Annotated in this window: 11 protein-coding genes and 1 other annotated feature; of the genes, 9 read left to right on the forward strand and 2 right to left on the reverse strand. The window is 64.9% G+C overall.

Annotated elements, in window-relative coordinates:
* The first annotated feature begins 140 nt into the window (after positions 1-140).
* From DNJ95_RS00300 to gcvH, 7 genes are all read left to right on the forward strand, one after another.
* Entirely contained in the window at positions 141-2,900 is a 2,760-nt protein-coding gene (locus tag DNJ95_RS00300) for a winged helix-turn-helix domain-containing protein (protein ID WP_131182730.1), read from the forward strand.
* A 77-nt stretch (positions 2,901-2,977) separates the two neighbouring features.
* On the forward strand, positions 2,978-3,775 hold the full coding sequence (locus tag DNJ95_RS00305) for an NYN domain-containing protein (protein ID WP_131182731.1): 798 nt from the start codon (positions 2,978-2,980) through the stop codon (positions 3,773-3,775).
* 241 nt (positions 3,776-4,016) lie between these two features.
* The gene (locus tag DNJ95_RS00310) at positions 4,017-5,246 is read left to right on the forward strand and encodes a nucleoside recognition domain-containing protein (protein WP_131182732.1); all 1,230 of its coding nucleotides are present in this window, start codon (positions 4,017-4,019) and stop codon (positions 5,244-5,246) included.
* A 102-nt stretch (positions 5,247-5,348) separates the two neighbouring features.
* Positions 5,349-6,350, forward strand: coding sequence for an extracellular solute-binding protein (locus DNJ95_RS00315; protein ID WP_131182733.1), 1,002 nt, complete (start codon positions 5,349-5,351; stop codon positions 6,348-6,350).
* Between the two features lie 201 nt (positions 6,351-6,551).
* The gene (locus DNJ95_RS00320) at positions 6,552-8,162 is read left to right on the forward strand and encodes an ABC transporter permease (RefSeq protein WP_131182734.1); all 1,611 of its coding nucleotides are present in this window, start codon (positions 6,552-6,554) and stop codon (positions 8,160-8,162) included.
* Positions 8,163-8,316: 154 nt separating this feature from the next.
* Positions 8,317-9,399: a glycine cleavage system aminomethyltransferase GcvT gene (gene gcvT, locus DNJ95_RS00325; RefSeq protein ID WP_131182735.1), complete on the forward strand. Its 1,083-nt coding sequence runs from the start codon at positions 8,317-8,319 to the stop codon at positions 9,397-9,399.
* Positions 9,400-9,437: 38 nt separating this feature from the next.
* Positions 9,438-9,824 (forward strand): glycine cleavage system protein GcvH, encoded by a 387-nt coding sequence (gcvH, locus tag DNJ95_RS00330; protein WP_131182736.1) that lies wholly within the window; start codon positions 9,438-9,440, stop codon positions 9,822-9,824.
* Between the two features lie 168 nt (positions 9,825-9,992).
* Here the strand turns inward: gcvH and putP are convergent, their stop codons facing one another.
* Positions 9,993-11,486 carry a sodium/proline symporter PutP gene (putP, locus tag DNJ95_RS00335; RefSeq protein ID WP_131182737.1) on the reverse strand — a complete coding sequence of 498 codons (1,494 nt, stop codon included), beginning with the start codon at positions 11,484-11,486 and terminating at the stop codon, positions 9,993-9,995.
* 437 nt (positions 11,487-11,923) lie between these two features.
* On the opposite strand from putP, the gene putA reads away from it, so the two are divergent.
* Both putA and DNJ95_RS00345 read left to right on the forward strand, forming a co-directional pair.
* A complete protein-coding gene (putA, locus tag DNJ95_RS00340) occupies positions 11,924-15,883 on the forward strand; it encodes a trifunctional transcriptional regulator/proline dehydrogenase/L-glutamate gamma-semialdehyde dehydrogenase (protein WP_131182738.1) in 3,960 nt (1,319 codons plus the stop codon).
* Positions 15,884-16,328: 445 nt separating this feature from the next.
* Positions 16,329-17,539, forward strand: a protein-coding gene (locus DNJ95_RS00345; protein ID WP_420856752.1) for an IS3 family transposase whose coding sequence is annotated in 2 segments (ribosomal slippage) — positions 16,329-16,605 and positions 16,605-17,539 — 1,212 coding nt in all. Because the reading frame shifts where the segments join, the coding sequence is not laid out codon by codon here.
* Positions 16,595-16,711, forward strand: a sequence feature (AL1L pseudoknot). It overlaps the preceding gene by 117 nt.
* A 1-nt stretch (position 17,540) precedes the next feature.
* Here DNJ95_RS00345 and DNJ95_RS00350 read toward each other — a convergent pair.
* Positions 17,541-18,032 (reverse strand): hypothetical protein, encoded by a 492-nt coding sequence (locus tag DNJ95_RS00350; RefSeq protein WP_131182740.1) that lies wholly within the window; start codon positions 18,030-18,032, stop codon positions 17,541-17,543.
* Positions 18,033-18,127 lie beyond the last annotated feature (95 nt).

Raw genomic sequence — 18,127 nt, forward strand, 5'->3', positions numbered from 1 at the left:
GTGCGCGACGGGTGGGTATATTCTTATGCGCCAGATCAGTGCATAGGCAGGTTCGGCCGCTCTGGCACGGCGCGCCCCTGGCCACCCACCCGGCACTGGGATACAACAAGAACAAGCCAAAAACAGAGGGCCAGACGCGGATGAAGCGCGCGCACCCGACACGTCCCCAACCGATACGCCTGGCCTCCGGCCCCCTGCGCCTGACCCGGGGCTTGCCGCTGATCCTCACCAAGCTCGTCCCGCCCCGCTCCCCCGGCGAATTACTACGGCGCCCGCGCCTGCTCGAACGCCTCGCCCCGGTACGCTTGCGGCGCCTGGCACTGGTCAGCGCGGGGGCCGGCTTCGGCAAGACCACCCTGCTGGCGCAGTGGCACCATTGCCTGGCCGAGCAGGGCGAGCGCGTCGCCTGGCTGAGCCTCGACGAGGACGACGACAGCCCCTGGCAGTTCATCCCCTACCTGCTGCAGGCGCTGCGCCCGCTCCACCAGGACTGGGACCCCGGCTTCTGGCAGCGCCTGGAACAACACACGCCCACCAGCCCCCAGCAGTTGCTGGCCGAACTGATCAACCAGTTGCACGACTGCCCGCACGACCTGTTCCTGATCATCGACGACTTCCATGTGATCGACGACCGTGGCGTTCACGATGCCCTCGGCTACCTGCTCGCCCATGCGCCGCCAGCGCTGCACCTGATCATCGGCAGCCGCTTCCGCCCGCGCCTGGCCCTCAGCCGGCTACAGGCCGAGGACCAGTTGGTGGAAGTCGGCGACCAGGAGCTGCGCTTCACCCTCGAAGAGGCGCGCGGCTATTTCAACGAGACGCTCGCCGTACCGCTCAGCGGCCAGGACACCCAGCGCCTGCTATCGCTGACCGAGGGCTGGATCGCCGGAATGAAGATCGCCTCGCTGTCCCCCGGGCTGCGCGACGACCCCGCACGACTGATCGACAACCTGCGCGGTGGCACCCGCGCCATTACCCGCTACCTCAAGGAAGTGGTGTTCGACCCGCTGCCGGTCGAAGTCTTCGACTTCCTGCTGCGCACCTCCATTCTCGGCCGCCTGAACGCCGGGCTGTGCAACGCCGTCACCGAGCGCGACGATGGCGAGGCGATGCTGGAGTGGATCGAACGGCACAACCTGTTCCTGTCCGCCCTCGACGAGCATGGTGCCTGGTTCCGCTACCACCCGCTGCTGCGGGAAACCCTGGGCAACCGCTTGCGCCGTTGCGCCGGGATCGACATCAAGCAACTGCATGAGCGCGCCAGCGGCTGGTTCGTCGAGCAGCGCCTGTGGGCCGAGGCGGTGCGTCATGCCCTGGTGGCGGGCAAGCCGATCGGCAGCCCCGGGCAGGATGGCGCGAGCGCGCAATCGCTGGCCGAAGAAGGCGATATCGACACCCTGGTGCGCTGGATGCATCACCTGCCGGTGAGCCTCGACCCCTCGCGTATAGACCTGCAGCTCAACCTCGCCTGGGCGCTGGCGCACTATTTCCGCTTCGACGAAGCGCGCCAGTTGCTCGACAACCTCGACCAACTGGTCGCCGGCCATCGCGCCGGGCTGCGCCGCAGCACCTGGGTCAAGCTACGGGTGGTGCGTGCCATCTGCGAGGCTTTCTCCGAGAACATCGCCGAAAGCCTGGCCCTGGTCGAGCCCCTGCTGCAGGAAGTGCCCTGTGGCGATACCTGGGTCGATGGGCTGGTGTGCAATATCCTCAGCTACTGCCATGTGGTCGAGCAGCGCTATGCCGAAGCGCTGGCGGTACAGCGGCACATGCCCGGCCCGGATGCACCGCTGGGCAACCTGTTCGTCTCGGTCTACCGCGCCTTCATCATCGCCCAGTGCCACTTGTGCCAGGGCGACCTCGACGCCGCCGAGCGACACGCCCGCCAGGCGCTGTTACAGGCCGAGCGCTATACCGGGGCACAATCGAGCAGCAGCGCCACCCTCGCGCCACTGCTGGCGGAAATCGCCTACGAGCGCGGCGAGCATGACCAACTCGCCCCCCTGCTGGCGGACAAGCTCGACCAGATCGACCGTTTCAGCCCGCCCGACGGCCTGCGCCGCTGCTATGTCAGCCTGGCGCGCCAGGCACTGTGCAACGGCGCACCGCATCAGGCCGAGCGACTGCTGGAACATGCTCTGCAACTGGCCATCGCCCGTCGCTGGCGGCGCTTGCAGGCACTGCTGCTGGCCGAACAGGCGCGCGTGCGGCTGCTGCAGGGCGACTACCCCGCCGCGGAGCAGTTGCAACAGCAACTGGAACGACTGGCGCCGCTGGCCCGGATCGACGCCGAACACCCCTGCCAGCGCGCCAGCGCCCAGCATGCGCTGCTCGGCCGCAGCCGCCTGCTGCTGGCCGCCGGCCAGGCGGCACAGGCCGCCAAGCTGCTGGGGCGCCTGGTCGCCGAACAGGAAAGCCGCCACGACTGGCTCGCCGCCGCGCGCCTGCGCGTACTCTGGGCACGGGCGCTGTGGCAGGCCGACGAAAGCGACAAGGCCTGCACCGCCCTGCAACCGGCCCTGCGACTGGCCGGGCGCCAGCGCCTCGAACGCAGCTTGCTGGATGCCGGTGATGAGCTGCTGCCCCTGCTCAGCCGCCTGCAGAAAAAACTCCCGGCGCGCCACGAAACCGGCGAGACCCTGGCGCGCCTGCTGGAACGACACCCCCAGGCCGACGAACGGCAGCGCCAGGGCCACACCACGCGCCAGGGCCTCAGCGAACGGGAATGCCAGGCGCTGCGGCTGGTCGCCGAGGGCCAGTCGAACAAGGAGATCGCCCGCAGCCTGGATATCTCCACGGAAACCGTGAAATGGCACCTGAAGAACATCTACGGCAAACTCAACGTCACCAGCCGCACCCAGGCCATAGGCCGTGCCCAGGAACTGGGCCTGCTGGAGTAAGGGCATAAAGCCTCCAGCGCCCTTTCCGGCGCTATTGCAGTACGCTTGCGCAACCTACTCGCGAGAATGGATGCCCCATGAGCAACGACACCGCGTACAAACCACAACCGGCAAAACACCTGGCCGTGCTGATCGACGCCGACAACGCGCCGGCCCTGATCGTCGAAGGCCTGTTCGAAGAGGTCGCCAAATACGGCGTCGCCAGCGTCAAGCGTATCTATGGCGACTGGACCGGGCCGCAACTGGGCAAGTGGAAACAGGTCCTGCTCGACCACTCGATCCAGCCCATCCAGCAATTCGCCTACACCAAAGGCAAGAACGCCACCGACAGCGCACTGATCATCGACGCCATGGACCTTCTCTACACCCGGCGCTTCGACGGTTTCTGCCTGGTTTCCAGCGACAGCGACTTCACCCGGCTGGCCGCGCGCCTGCGCGAGGAAGGGCTGACGGTATACGGCTTCGGCGAGGAAAAGACCCCTAAGCCCTTCGTCTCGGCCTGCGACAAGTTCATCTACACGGAAATCCTCCGCGACCAGCCGAGCGAGCCGGCCGCCAGCGACAAGGTCACGCCGGAACAAGCATCCGGCAACGATCCGGCCAGGAAGCCGGATGACCGCAAGAAGCCGCAGAAAGCCCCGGTGGATTTCATCGCCAAGGTCATCGATGACATTTCCGACGACGATGGCTGGGTCGCCCTCGGCATGGTCGGCTCCAACATCAACAAGCTGCGCACCGATTTCGACCCCCGCCTCTACGGCTTCAGGAAACTCAGCGACCTGATCAAAGCCCACCCGCAGCGCTTCGAACTGCAGGAACGCGGCGCCACGGCCACCGGCAAGGTGCTGGAAGTACGCAACCGCAAGAAACGCTGAAAGCCCGCCATCCCCCCATTGCGCCGTGCCGCTACTCACTGGCAGGGCGCTTCGATAACAGCGCTGAAGGCTGGAAAGCTGGACGAGAAACACCGGATGCCAGGCTCTTTCGTCCAGCCAGCTTTCCAGCGCTCTTTCCGGCTGTTTACCCGCATAGCGCGATCGCCCTGATGGCTCTCCCCGCCCGGGACCTTTATCATCGCCGCTTTCGCTTCGCCCCACGGACACCGAGGTAGACCCCATGCTCAACGGCCTCTGGCTGGGCTTTTTCCTGATCGCCGCGGTGGCGGCGCTATCGCGCTGGCTGATCGGCGGCGACCCCCAGGTGTTCGCCGCGCTGGTGGAAGGCCTGTTCGCCATGGCGCGCCTGTCGGTGGAAGTGATGGTGCTGCTGTTCGGCACCCTGACCCTCTGGCTGGGCTTCCTGCGCATCGCCGAGAAGGCCGGGCTGGTCGACCTGCTGGCGCGTTTGCTGGGGCCGCTGTTCCATCGCCTGATGCCCGAGGTGCCGCCCGGGCACCCGGCGCTGGGGCTGATCACCCTGAACTTCGCCGCCAACGGGCTGGGCCTGGACAACGCCGCCACCCCCATCGGCCTCAAGGCCATGCGCGCCCTGCAAGACCTCAACCCGAGCAGCAGCACCGCCAGCAACGCGCAGATCCTGTTCCTGGTGCTCAACGCCTCGTCGCTGACCCTGCTGCCGGTGTCGATCTTCATGTACCGCGTGCAGCAGGGCGCCGAAGACCCGACCCTGGTGTTCCTGCCGATCCTGCTGGCCACCAGCGCCTCGACCCTGGCCGGCCTGCTGTCGGTGGCGCTGATGCAGCGCCTGCGCCTGTGGGACCCGGTGGTGCTCGCCTACCTGATCCCCGGCGCGCTGCTATTGGGCGCCTTCATGGCGCTGCTGGCCAGCCTCTCGGCCGCGGCCCTGGCGCAACTGTCGTCGCTGCTGGGCAACCTGACGCTGTTCGGCCTGATCCTGACCTTCGTCGGCGTCGGCGCGTTGCGCAAGGTGCCGGTCTACGAAAGCTTCGTGGAAGGCGCCAAGGAAGGCTTCGATGTCGCCAAGAGCCTGCTGCCGTACCTGGTGGCGATGCTCTGCGCGGTCGGCGTGCTGCGCGCCTCCGGGGCACTGGAGTTCGGCCTCGACGGCATCCGCTGGGTGGTCGAGGCACAGGGCTGGGACAGCCGCTTCGTCGAGGCGCTGCCCACCGCGCTGGTCAAGCCGTTCTCCGGCAGCGGCGCGCGGGCGATGCTGATCGAGACCATGCAGACCCACGGCGTGGACAGTTTCCCGGCACTGGTGGCGGCCACCGTGCAGGGCAGTACCGAGACCACCTTCTACGTCCTCGCCGTGTACTTCGGCGCGGTCGGCATCCAGCGCGCCCGGCACGCGGTCGGCTGTGCGCTGCTGGCCGACTTCGCCGGAGTGGTCGCCTCGATCGGTGTCTGCTACTGGTTCTTCGGCTGAAAAAGGCAACATCCGGTAACGGGCATGTATACGGCCACGTTGAACCGGCGGATGAGACTCACTACCATCGCAACTCCGTTTTCATCAACAGAGGCATTTCCCATGCGGGCAAGCAAATGGCTATTGGCGGCATTCTCCCTGTCGGTGCTGGCCGGCGCTGTACAGGCGGCCGACGAGGTGGTGGTCTACTCCTCGCGGATCGATGAGCTGATCAAGCCGGTTTTCGATGCCTATACGGAAAAAACCGGGGTCAAGGTGAAATTCATCACCGACAGGGAAGCCCCGCTGATGGCCAGGATCAAGGCCGAGGGCGAGAACACCCCGGCCGACCTGCTGCTGACCGTGGATGGTGGCAACCTGTGGCAGGCCGAGCAAATGGGCCTCCTGCAACCCTTGCAGTCGAGCATCATCGACGCCGATATCCCACCGCAGTACCGCTCCTCCACCGGCGCCTGGACCGGCCTGTCGCTGCGCGCGCGGACCATCGTCTACTCGCCCGAGCGGGTCGAGCCGGAAGAACTCTCGACCTACGAAGCCCTGGCCGACGAGCAATGGGAAGGTCGCCTGTGCCTGCGCACCAGCAAGAAAGTCTACAACCAGTCGCTGACCGCCACCCTGTTGGAAGTCCATGGCCCCGAGAAAACCGAGGAAATCCTCAAGGGCTGGATCAACAACCTGGCGACCGATGTCTTCGCCGACGACAACTCGGTGATCCAGGCCGTGGATGCCGGCCAATGCGACGTGGGTATCGTCAATACCTACTATTACGGGCGCCTGCACCAGCAGAACCCGAAACTGCGGGCCAAGCTGTTCTGGCCCAACCAGCAGGACCGTGGTGTGCACGTCAACCTCTCGGGCATCGGCCTGACCAAGCATGCCCCGCACCCGGAAGCCGCGCAGAAGCTGGTGGAGTGGATGACCACCCCAGAAGCGCAGAGCATCTTCGCCGGTGCCAACAAGGAGTTCCCGGCCAACCCGAAGGTCAAGCCTTCCGACGAAGTCGCCAGTTGGGGTGAGTTCAAGGCCGACACCATCCCGGTGGAAGTCGCCGGCAGGCGCCAGGCCGAGGCGATCCGCCTGATGGACCGGGTGGGCTGGAACTGAAGGCTGGAGGCTTTTCCGTCCAGCCTTCCAGCCTCCAGCGCTCTTGTCGGCTCTTTCTCCCCATGCGGGAGAAGGGCTGGGGAAGAGGGATGGCATCCGCAGGGCACTTTTTCACTTGCAGCTTGAAGCTTGTGGCTTGAAGCTTGCCTCATGGCGCCCCGCCTTGCCGGGGCGTTTTTCTGCCTGTCGTCGAGGTCTTGCGTGTCCCATTCCGCCCAGTACCGCTGGTATCCCATCACATTCGCCATCGCGGCCCTGGTGCTGCTGCCACTGACGGTACTGGCCTTCAGTTGGCACGACATCGACCCGGAGATCTGGCGGCACCTGTGGGAAACCCAGATGACGCGCCTGCTGGGCAATACCCTGGTGCTGATGGTCGGCGTCGGGCTCGGAGTGACCCTGCTGGGTGTCAGCCTGGCCTGGCTGACCGCGCTCTGCGAATTCCCCGGCCGTCGCTGGCTGGACTGGGCGCTGATGCTGCCCTTCGCCATCCCGGCCTATGTACTGGCGTTCGTCTTCATCGGCCTGCTGGACTTTTCCGGCCCGGTGCAGAGCCTGGCGCGGGACTGGTTCGGCTCCGCCATCCGCTTTCCCAGGGTGCGCTCCACCGGCGGTGTGATCCTGGTGCTGGTGCTGGTGTTCTACCCCTACGTCTACCTGCTCGCACGCTCGGCCTTCATCGCCCAGGGCAAGGGCCTGATGGAAGCCGCGCGGATTCTCGGGCAGACGCCCTGGCAAGCCTTCTGGCGGGTCGCCTTGCCGATGGCCTGGCCCGCTATCGGCACCGGGCTGGCACTGGCACTGATGGAAACCCTGGCCGATTTCGGCGCGGTGTCGGTGTTCAACTTCGATACCTTCACCACCGCCATCTACAAGACCTGGTACGGCTTCTTCAGCCTGAGCAGCGCAACCCAGTTGGCCAGCCTGCTGTTGCTCGCGGTGATGCTGGTGCTCTATGGCGAGCGGCGCGCCAGGGGAGCGGCGCGCCCGGCCAACGAGCGCGCCAGGAGCAGTGCGCTCTATCGGTTGCGCGGCTTCCAGGCATTCGCCGCCAGCGCCTGGTGCCTGCTGGTGTTCGCCTGCGCCTTCGTCATCCCGCTGTTGCAGTTGCTCGCCTGGCTCTGGCAACGTGGCCGCTTCGATCTGGACGAGCGCTATGCCGCACTGATCCTGCATACCCTCTACCTGGGTGGCATGGCCGCGCTACTGACCGTGACCCTGGCCCTGCTGCTGGCCTTCGCCCGGCGCCAGGCGCCGGTACGCAGCATCCGCGGCGCGGTGGGCCTGGCCAACCTGGGCTACGCCCTGCCCGGCTCGGTGCTGGCGGTGTCGATCATGCTGGCCTTCAGTTACCTGGACCGGCACCTGGTGATTCCCGTATCCAGTTGGCTCGGTGGCGCCGGCAAACCGCTGCTGCTGGGCAGCCTGGCCGCGCTGCTGGTGGCCTACCTGATCCGCTTCATGGCGGTGGCGTTCGGACCGCTGGAGAACGCCCTGGCGCGTATCCGCCCGTCCCTGCCCCAGGCCTCGCGCAGCCTGGGCGTCGGCGGCCTGCCGTTGTTCCTGCGGGTCTATTTGCCGCTGCTGCTGCCGGGCACCCTGAGCGCGGCGCTGCTGGTGTTCGTCGAGGTGCTCAAGGAAATGCCGGCCACCCTGCTGATGCGCCCCTTCGGCTGGGACACCCTGGCCGTGCGCATTTTCGAGATGACCAGCGAAGGCGAATGGGCACGCGCCTCGCTACCGGCCCTGACCCTGGTACTGGTCGGGCTGCTGCCGGTGATCCTGCTGATCCGCCGTTCGGCGGGGAAGTAGCGGCTTCAAGCCTCGAGGCAGGGCAGGCCGACCGGTCGCAGTGACCTGTCACACCCTTGCCGCTACAATGCGCGCCATCGAACAAGAGTCTTTCCCACCTGGGAAGCGACTCCATCGGGCGTCCTCCAGGGCGCCGGCCCGGAAGGAGAAACCCATGGGTAAGCGTACACCGCTCTACGACCAGCACCTCGCGCTAGGCGCCAAGATAGTCGACTTCGGCGGCTGGGACATGCCGCTGCACTATGGCTCGCAGGTTGAAGAGCATCACCAGGTGAGGCGCGACTGTGGCGTATTCGACGTTTCGCACATGACCGTCATCGACATCGGTGGCCCGCAGGCGGGCGATTACCTCAGGCGCCTGCTGGCCAACGATGTGGCGCGCCTTGGCGAGGCGGAGGCCCTTTACAGCGCCATGCTCAACGTGCAAGGCGGCGTGCTCGACGACCTGATCGTCTACCGCACCGAGGGCGGCTACCGCCTGGTGGTCAACGCCGGTACCCGCGACAAGGATCTCGCCTGGATGCGGCAACAGGCCGAAGGTTTCGACGTACTCATCGCCGAACAAGCCGACCTGGCCATGCTGGCGATACAGGGGCCACACGCCAGGGTAAAAGCCGCGGGGCTGGTGCCGCAGGGCTTTTCCGAGCTTATCCTCGACTTGCCGCCCTTCACCGGCAAGGCCGAAGGCGCCTGGTTCGTCGCCCGTACCGGCTATAGCGGCGAAGACGGCATCGAGATCATCCTGCCGGCCGAGGAAGCGGCGGACTTCTTTGGTGAACTGGTCGGCGCCGGCATCTCCCCCATCGGCCTCGGTGCCCGCGACACCCTGCGCCTGGAGGCCGGGCTGAACCTCTACGGCCAGGACATGGACGAGTCGGTTTCGCCACTCTCGGCCAACATGGGCTGGACCATCGCCTGGCAGCCACCGGGGCGCGACTTCATCGGCCGCGCCGCCGTGGAGCGGCAACTGGCCAGCGCGGAAAAACCGCCCAGGCTGGTCGGCCTGGTGCTGGAAGAACGTGGCGTGCTGCGCGCCCACCAGGTGGTGCGCGTCAACGGCTTCGGCGACGGCGAAATCACCAGCGGCAGCTTCTCGCCCACCCTCGGCAAGTCCATCGCCCTGGCCCGGGTGCCGGCGCAGACGGCGGAGCGTGCCGAGGTCGAGATTCGTGGCAAATGGTACCCGGTGCGCGTGGTACAGCCGACTTTCGTGCGCCACGGCAAGGTACTGGTGTAAATTCCCCCGACCAACGACTGCCCACGAGGAAATACCCCATGAGCGATATCCCCAGCGAACTGCGTTACGCCGCCAGCCATGAGTGGGCACGCCTGGAAGACGACGGTAGCGTGAGCGTCGGCATCTCCGACCACGCTCAGGAAGCTCTGGGCGATGTGGTCTACGTCGAACTGCCGCAACCCGGCCAGCGGCTGGCAGCCGGCCAGCAGGCCGGTGTGGTGGAGTCGGTCAAGGCCGCGTCGGATATCTACGCACCGGTTTCCGGCGAAGTGATCGCCATCAACGAGCAACTGGCCGACGCTCCCGAACGGGTCAACTCCGAGCCCTACGGCGCCTGGTTCTTCCGCCTCAAGCCCAGCGACAGCAGCGAACTGCAGAACCTGCTCGACGCCGACGGCTACCGCACCGCCAGCGACGACGCCTGATACCCGCGCGCTCGGCAGAACGCAAAACGCCGCGGCTCCATCCACCTGGAGCCGCGGCGTTTTTATTCGTGGGCAACCCTATCGCAAGGATAACGCTGGCCTCGCGTACGGTGCGCCGTGCGCACCGGGCATGGCAGCGCCGGTGCGTACGGCACACCCTGTGCGAACTCAGATATGCGCGTCGCGGTATTCCTTTTCCGCCTCATCGAAACGCTGCTGGATCGTCGCCGAAGGCTGCTTGCCGAGCAGGCTGACCACGACGATGGCGATACTGGCGAACAGGAAGCCCGGAATGATCTCGTACAGGCCGAGATGGCCCAGCAAGTTCTTCCAGACGATCACCGTCACCGCACCGACCAGCATGCCGGCCAGCGCGCCATTGCGCGTGGTGCGCTTCCACAGCAGCGAGAACAGCACCACCGGCCCGAACGCCGCGCCGAAGCCGGCCCAGGCATAGGACACCAGCCCCAGCACCTTGCTGTCGGGGTTGGCCGCCAGGACGATGGCCACCACGGCAATCAACAGCACCATCAGCCGGCCGACCCATACCAGTTCACGCTGCGAGGCATGCTTGCGCAGGAAGGCCTTGTAGAAGTCCTCGGTCAGGGCGCTGGAACACACCAGCAACTGGCAACTCAGGGTACTCATCACCGCCGCCAGGATGCCAGACAGGATGATACCGGCGATCCAGGGGTTGAAGAGGATCTTGGTCAGCTCGATGAACACCCGCTCGCCGTTCTCGTTGACCGGCCCGGCCAGTTCGGGATTGTTGGCGAAATAGGCGATGCCGAAGAAACCGGCCGCCACCGCGCCCGCCAGGCACAGGATCATCCAGGCCATGCCGATGCGACGGGCATTGGGAATCGACTTGACCGAACTGGCCGCCATGAAGCGCACCAGGATATGCGGCTGGCCGAAGTAGCCCAGGCCCCAGCCCAGCAGGGAGACGATGGCGATGAAGCTCAGGCCCTTGAACATGTCGAAGTTCGAAGCAGACTGGGCCTCGATGGTCGCCAGGGCCGTGCCGAAGTCACCCAGCGCCAGGATCGCGAATATCGGCGTGATCAGCAGCGCGAAGATCATCAGCGTCGCCTGCACCGTATCGGTCCAGCTCACCGCCAGGAAGCCGCCGATGAAGACATAGGCGATGGTCGCCGCGGCACCGACCCACAGCGCGATGCCGTAGGGAATACCGAAGGTGCCCTCGAACAGGCGCGCCCCCGCCACCACGCCGGACGCGCAGTAGATGGTGAAGAACACCAGGATCACCAGTGCCGAGAAAATACGCAGCAGCCTGCTGCCATCCTCGAAGCGATGGGTGAAATAGTCCGGCAGGGTCAGGGCATTGTGATTGTGCTCGGTCTGCACCCGCAGCCGCCCGGCGACGAACAGCCAGTTCAGCCAGGCGCCGATGATCAGGCCGATGGCGATCCAGCTTTCCGACAGCCCGGCGACGAAGATCGCGCCCGGCAGGCCCATCAGCAGCCAGCCACTCATGTCGGAAGCCCCCGCCGACAATGCCGTGACGAAACTGCCGAGACTGCGGCCACCAAGGATGTAATCGGAGAAGTTATTGGTGGCGCGATAGGCGAAGAAGCCGATCAGCACCATCGCCAGGATATAGACCACGAACGTGATCAGGGTGGGTGTGTTGGCGCTCATAGAAGCCCCTCATGGTTGTTGTTCGGTCAGTGTAAGAGACAGGTCAGACCCGACTCGCTCGGCAGGAAGTGGCTAACGATGCACCCACGACCAATACCGCAAGAATCATTTTCCGGAGGCAAGCTCACGACGACATCCCATAGGGTTGCACCGCGAGGGCGAATCCTATTCAAAGATCGCAACAAGGTGCAACCCAGCATTTCGAAAAAGTTGCACTTCCGGATGATTACCTCACAATCCCCGCAATAAGGCGCCCATTCGGTGCAAACTCAAAACAACCGCACCACAATAGTGCTAAATACGGGCCCATGGGGTCCATTCGACCAATTCCCTGTAATTTAAAGGTTGCACCTGGTTGCACCTTTACGCTTCCGGCTATACCTTTGCGCGGTTCTGCCACCATACCGATGGGCACGCCTGCAAGAGAGGATTTTCACATGGCTACAACCACAACCCTTGGGGTCAAACTCGACGAAGCGACCCGCGAGCGCCTCAAGCAGGCTGCGAAAACCATCGACCGCACCCCGCACTGGCTGATCAAGCAAGCGATCTACAGCTACCTGGAAACCCTGGAAAGCGGCGCCACCCTGACCGAACTGCAAAGCGTCGCCGAGCGCCTCGCCGAAGGCGACAGCGAAGCGCTGGAAACCCTCAGCGAACCGGCCCTGCAACCCTTCCTGGAGTTCGCCGAGAACGTCCTGCCGCAATCGGTGCTGCGCGCCACCATCACCAGCGCCTACCGCCGCCCGGAAGAAGAAGCCGTATCCATGCTGCTGGAGCAGGCGCGCCTGCCCGAGGCTCTGGCCCAGTCCAGCCACGCGCTGGCCTATCGCATCGCCGACACCCTGCGCAGCCAGAAATCCGCCAGCGGCCGCGCCGGCATCGTCCAGGGGCTGCTGCAGGAATTCTCCCTGTCCTCCCAGGAGGGCGTCGCCCTGATGTGCCTGGCCGAAGCGCTGCTGCGCATTCCCGACAAGGGCACCCGCGATGCGCTGATCCGCGACAAGATCAGCCATGGCAACTGGCAGCCGCACCTGGGCAACAGCCCCTCGCTGTTCGTCAACGCCGCCACCTGGGGCCTGCTGCTGACCGGCAAGCTGGTTTCCACCCACAACGAAGCGGGGCTTTCCAGCTCCCTCAACCGGGTCATCGGCAAGAGCGGCGAGCCACTGATCCGCAAGGGCGTGGACATGGCCATGCGCCTGATGGGCGAGCAATTCGTCACCGGCGAGAGCATCGCCGAGGCCCTGGCCAACGCCAGGACGCTGGAAACCAAGGGCTTCCGCTACTCCTACGACATGCTCGGCGAAGCCGCGCTGACCGAACATGACGCCCAGCGCTACCTGGCCTCCTACGAGCAGGCCATCCACGCCATCGGCAAGGCGTCCAATGGCCGCGGCATCTACGAAGGCCCGGGCATCTCGATCAAGCTCTCGGCGCTGCACCCGCGCTACAGCCGCGCCCAGTACGAACGGGTGATGGACGAACTCTATCCGCGCCTGCGCGACCTCACCCTGCTGGCCAAGCAATACGACATCGGCCTGAACATCGACGCCGAGGAAGCCGACCGCCTGGAACTGTCGCTGGACCTGCTCGAACGCCTCTGCTTCGAGCCGCAACTGGCCGGCTGGAACGGTATCGGCTTCGTCATCCAGGCCTACCAGAAGCGTTGCCCGTTCGTCATCGACACCCTCATCGACCTGGCCCGCCGCAGCCGCCACCGGCTGATGATCCGCCTGGTCAAGGGCGCCTACTGGGACAGCGAGATCAAGCGCGCGCAGATCGACGGCCTGGAGGGCTACCCGGTCTATACGCGCAAGGTGCACACCGACGTGTCCTACATCGCCTGCGCGCGCAAGCTGCTGGCGGTGCCCGAGGTGATCTACCCGCAGTTCGCCACCCACAACGCCCACACCCTGGCCACCATCTACCAGTTGGCCGGGCAGAACTACTACCCTGGCCAGTACGAGTTCCAGTGCCTGCACGGCATGGGCGAGCCGCTCTACGAACAGGTGGTCGGCAAGGTCGCCGACGGCAAGCTGAACCGCCCGTGCCGCATCTACGCGCCGGTCGGCAGCCATGAAACGCTGCTGGCCTACCTGGTGCGGCGCCTGCTGGAGAACGGTGCCAACACCTCCTTCGTCAACCGTATCGCCGACCAGTCGGTGTCCATCGAAGAGCTGATCGCCGACCCGGTCGCCCAGGTGGAAACCCAGGCCATCGAAGAAGGCGCCCTGGGCCGCCCGCACCCGCGTATCCCGCTGCCGCGCGACCTCTACGGCGATGCCCGCAGCAATTCCAGCGGTATCGACCTGTCCAACGAACACCGCCTCGGCTCGCTGTCCAGCGCCCTGCTGGGCACCAGCCATGCCGACTGGCGCGCCGCACCGATCCTCGCCAAGCCGGCCACGCCCGGCGCCGCCAGCCCGCTGCTCAACCCGGCGGACCAGCGCGACATCGTCGGCCAGGTCAGCCAGGCCAGTACCCAGGATGTCGACGACGCCCTGCAATACGCCCTCAACAGCGCGCCGATCTGGCAGGCGACCCCCGCCGACGAGCGCGGCGCCGCCCTGGAGCGCGCCGCCGAGCTGATGGAAGCGCAGATCCAGCCGCTGATCGGCCTGCTGGTGCGCGAAGCCGGCAAGACCTTCGCCAACGCCATCGCCGAAGTGCGCGAGGCGGTCGACTTCCTGCGCTACTACGCCGCCCAGGCGCGCGGCTTCGGCAACGACAGCCACCGCCCGCTGGGCCCGGTGGTGTGCATCAGCCCGTGGAACTTCCCGCTGGCGATCTTCACCGGCCAGGTGGCCGCGGCCCTGGCCGCCGGCAACAGCGTGCTGGCCAAGCCCGCCGAGCAGACCCCGCTGGTCGCCGCGCAGGCCGTGCGCCTGCTGCTGGAGGCCGGCATCCCCGCCGGCGCCATCCAGTTGCTGCCGGGCGACGGCGAAACCGTGGGCGCGCGCCTGGTCGCCGACGAGCGGGTCAAGGGCGTGATGTTCACCGGCTCCACCGAAGTGGCGAAGATCCTTGCGCGCAGCGTCGCCGGGCGCCTCGACGCCCAGGGCCGGCCGATCCCGCTGATCGCCGAGACCGGCGGGCAGAACGCGATGATCGTCGACTCCTCGGCGCTGGCCGAACAGGTGGTCACCGATATCGTCGCCTCCGCCTTCGACAGCGCCGGCCAGCGCTGCTCGGCGCTGCGCGTGCTGTGCGTACAACAGGACGCGGCCGAGCGCATCGTCGAGATGCTCAAGGGCGCCATGGCCGAATGCCGCCTGGGCAACCCGGACAAACTCAGCGTGGACATCGGCCCGGTGATCGACGCCGAGGCCAAGGCCGGCATCGAGCGCCACATCCAGGCCATGCGCGCCAAGGGCCGGCATATCTACCAGGTGGCCCGCGCCGAGGCCGAGGAATGCCGCCACGGCACCTTCGTCACGCCGACCCTGATCGAACTGGAAAGCCTCGACGAGCTGCAACGCGAAGTGTTTGGCCCGGTACTGCACCTGCTGCGCTACCAGCGCAAGGACCTCGGCGCGCTGATCGAACAGATCAACGCCACCGGCTACGGCCTGACCCTCGGCGTGCACACGCGCATCGACGAAACCATCGCCCAGGTGGTCGGCAACGCCCACGCCGGCAATATCTACGTCAACCGCAATATCGTCGGCGCCGTGGTCGGCGTGCAGCCGTTCGGTGGCGAAGGCCTCTCCGGCACCGGCCCGAAAGCCGGCGGCCCGCTGTATATGTACCGCCTGCTCGGCAGCCGCCCGCACGAGTCGGTCACCCGCAGCCTGGCCGCCATCGACAGCGAAGCCTTCGCACAGCAACACGCCAGTGTGCAGCGCCCCGCCCTGCAGGCACTCGCCGAGTGGGCACGCGGCAACCAGCGCCAGGAGCTGGACGAACTCTGCCAGCGCTTCACCGCGCAAGCGGCCAGCGGCATCGAGCTGCAACTGCGCGGCCCGACCGGCGAACGCAACAGCTACAGCCTGCACCCGCGCGAACGGGTACTGGGCCTGGCCGACAGCGAACAGGACCTGCTCGCGCAACTGGCGGCGGTCCTGGCGGTCGGCGGCAACGCCCTGTGGCAGCGCGACGAACTGACGGAAAAACTGGCCAGCCAACTGCCGGCGCCGGTCCAGGTGCATATCCACCTGGTCGCCGACTGGAACAAGGACGACGTGGCCTTCGACGCCGTCCTGCACCACGGCGACTCCGACCAGCTACGCGCCCTGTGCAAGCAGGTCGCCAGCCGCAACGGCCCGATCGTCGGCGTCCAGGGCCTGTCCCGCGGCGAAACCGACATCGCCCTTGAGCGCCTGCTGATCGAACGCGCCATCAGCGTCAACACGGCCGCCGCCGGCGGCAATGCCAGCCTGATGAGTATCGGCTGAGTGGGAAACGGCCCGCCCCGCCCAGCGGCGGGCCGAACCACAACGAAGCACGGCCCTCATCCACAACCGGGCATGTAGCATCTTTTTGCATCATGCAAGGCATGCCCCTGCCAGCCTCACCATTCTGCGCACCTGAAAGCCCGAAGCATTTCGCACCATATCAGTGTAACCGCATCACATCTGCATCCGTTCTGGACGCCGAGAACGGCGGTGGCACGACCCTATAAGCCGCTATAAGGCGTCTTCGTCGCCCATACCCGGGTGGCACGAATGTTGTTGCACCTTGCTGGACAGTCCTGCATAGCCTTGACTGATCCCTGACGACAACTTCAAGAAGGAATGCCCATGCGTCTACTGTGCCGCTCACTGATGGCTTTCTCGCTCCTACCCCTTGAACCGCCCCGGGTATCGCGGAGGCTCCATCTTTTGAGAAACTGGAGCCACTATGCCAAAGCCATCTAAGTTTTCCCCCGAAGTCCGTGAGCGTGCTGTGCGGATGGTCTACGAGGTCCGCGAGTCACACGATTCGCAGTGGGCAGCCATCGAGGCTGTGTCCAGCAAGATCGGGTGTACTGCCCAGACCTTGAGCAACTGGATCCGCAAGGCCTCTTCCCCCGCAACGCCTAGCGCCCCAGCCGATCCTAGAATCAAGGAGCTGGAGCGCGAGATTCGTGAGCTAAAACGAGCCAACGAGATTCTCAAGGTCGCCAGCGCTTTTTTCGCCCAGGCGGAACTCGACCGCCGTTTGAAGTGATCTGGCAACTGATCGACAAGCACCGGCAAAGCTTTGGAGTCGAGCCACTGTGCCGCGTATTGCAGGTGTCTCCATCGGCTTACCGGCGCCATGCAGCACGTCTGCGCGACCGCTCACGACGCTCTGCCCGAGCGATCCGTGACGAGGCACTCACCGTACAAATTCACCGTGTCTGGCAGGAAAACTACGGGGTCTATGGGGTCAGGAAAGTCTGGCGGCAGATGCATCGCGAACATCAGGTCGTAGCGCGCTGCACAGTGGAGCGGTTGATCCGTGAGATGGGGCTCTGCGGCGTGACACGGGGCAAACCGGTGAAAACCACAAAAGCCGATCCTGACAATGCCAATCCCAGGGATCTGGTAAAGCGTCAGTTCACTGCTGAACGCCCCAATCAGCTCTGGGTCGCCGATTTCACGTTCGTTTCAACCTGGCAGGGGTTTGCCTATGTCGCGTTCATCGTGGATGTCTATTCACGGTTCATCGTTGGCTGGCGGGTCAGCCGACACATGCGTACGGAGTTTGTCCTGGATGCGCTCGAACAGGCACTTCACGCCCGTCGGCCCGAGCCTCATCGGCTAGTTCATCACAGCGACAGAGGCTCGCAATATCTGTCGATTCGTTACAGCGAGCGGTTGGGCGAAGCGGGTATCGAGCCGTCGGTTGGCAATCCCGGTGACAGCTACGACAACGCATTGGCAGAGACCATCAATGGCCTCTACAAGACCGAGCTGATTCACAAGCGAGGGCCATGGAAAAGTGTTGAAAGCCTGGAATGGGAAACGCTGAAATGGGTGACTTGGTTCAACCATCAGCGCCTGCTGGAACCGATTGGAAATAGGCCGCCGGTCGAGTTTGAGGCACTATACGAACAGAGTCAGACAGCAATACCCGTTGCAGCCTGACTCAAACAAAACAGCCTCCGCGATACCCGGGGCGGTTCAATCCGTCCTCTCCCCAATAACGAACCTGATAGCGAACCCGAACATTGCTCGACCTCCACCCCATAATTCTCTCTATCAGAGGGATCTCACCTCCCTCTTTTCCAAAGTCACCTTTATCCCTATAAGTGACCTGACAGCAATCTTTATTAATCAGGAGAAACTGCTCACTCGAATCGTACAATATCGGATTTTCCGGCTTAAAGAACCTCAACGCCTTACGCCCATCATCAAAATCAACATTAGCATTCAATACCGGCGGATAAAGCCTTATAACTCTAAAAACAGCAACTCTTATTTTTTCTTGATCCGACATCACTTTACCCGTCTCCTTACAATACCCCTGATAATTCCTTAATCCGCAATAAAAATAATACAACAGCAACGCAACAACTAAAACAAGAGCCAAGAGAACAACAAACCTTACAAACCTCCTCACAACCAATCGACACCCCATATTTAACTCCTTTTATTTACAACTATTGCTCCCCGAGCTTCTCTACTGCAGTTGCCATGATATAGCCTCCTACCCTGGAGAGATATTGATACCTA

This window comes from Stutzerimonas kirkiae (assembly GCF_004327335.1).
Lineage (GTDB): Bacteria > Pseudomonadota > Gammaproteobacteria > Pseudomonadales > Pseudomonadaceae > Stutzerimonas > Stutzerimonas kirkiae.